Annotated in this window: 2 protein-coding genes; both read right to left on the reverse strand. The window is 63.0% G+C overall.

Going from position 1 to position 1,200, the window contains the following annotated elements; all coding sequences use genetic code 11:
• Positions 1-750: recombinase RecT (locus EBS11_RS28315; RefSeq protein WP_290608872.1), on the reverse strand; the 750-nt coding region annotated here is incomplete at its 3' end.
• The coding region (locus EBS11_RS28320; protein WP_290608879.1) for a siphovirus Gp157 family protein at positions 750-1,200 on the reverse strand (451 nt) is incomplete at its 5' end. The genes EBS11_RS28315 and EBS11_RS28320, both read right to left, overlap by 1 nt.

Here is a 1,200-nt window from a genome sequence, read left to right on the forward strand (position 1 = left end):
CGCGTAGGCTTCCCCAAGCATCCGATTGAGTTCATCCTTGATATCTGCCGGGGCTTCCTTCAACGCCTTCGCCACCAACGGCATATCCGCCACGTTGGCCACGTCATCGGTGCTGGTGCAGCCCACCAGGTAGTCACGCACGATTTCCCGCACGGTGCGCTTCGGCGTGGGCGCGGTGCTGACGGGCTCGGGCGGCTCCACGCGGGCGTCAATGGTGGTTCCCTTGAAGGTATCCGGCGGAATGTCCTGCGCTTCCTCGGCGCTGATCAGGCCACGCAAGGCGTCGGGGAACGCATCACGAAGCGCAAAGCCGCGCGCCCGCATCTGTAGCATCCGCTTGGGATACTGCTGCCACGGACCTTGCTTGCCCCATAGCCCGGCCTTCTTGGCATCGGCCACGGAAAACACGCCAACGGCGGGGTGATCGCCCTTGCGGCCCACGGTGCAGACGGCGCGCATGTCGTCGCCTTCGCCTTCGATGGCTTCCTGCACGCCACCCCATGCCGGATGCTGCTTGCATAGCCCCATCATCGCGTCACCCCACAAGCTGGGCCTGCCGTTGATGACGGCGATGTTTTGGATGGCCTGCATGGGCGCAAGTCCGATCTCGCTGCCCATCTGCACGGCCAGCATGATATCGGCGGGTTTGCCGCGCATTGCGGCGGGAACCATGGACGACGACGCGGCCATTTCCGCGAAGATCGTCAATTGGTCAAAGTTCTGGGGCCGAAGCACCATTGCGTTGCTCATTATCGTGTCCTTATGGATATGGAAGGCAAACTGTTACTTAACTCAGCCCCAGCAACCGGCCCATTGGCCAGCGCCGCCTTGATCGCGGTTTTGTCGGGCGCAACCGTGGTGCGGGTCAGTTCCGCCGGTATCAGCGTCTCATCCGTGATCACCACGCGCGGTGCGTTCTGCTTGATCGAAGCCGTGAGGTCTGGAAGCTCTATGCGAGTGCGTTGCAGCGCGTCCATCGCGGCGAAGGCGGTGGCGCGGAGGGTTTCGGCGCGGTTAGCATAGCGGCTCGCCCGCGCTTCCATATCGTTGATGCGGGCGGTTGCCATCTTGGCCATTGACGCTGCCTCTACCGCCGCCCGCAGCACCCGCGCCAGCAGTTCCTCCACGTCCTCCGTGGCCTCTTGTGTGTCATGGAAAACGCCATCTTCGTCCGCAAACTCGCCTTCCATGTTTAGGCAT

It is taken from the genome of Janthinobacterium sp. (assembly GCF_009923995.1).
GTDB lineage: Bacteria > Pseudomonadota > Gammaproteobacteria > Burkholderiales > Burkholderiaceae_D > Janthinobacterium.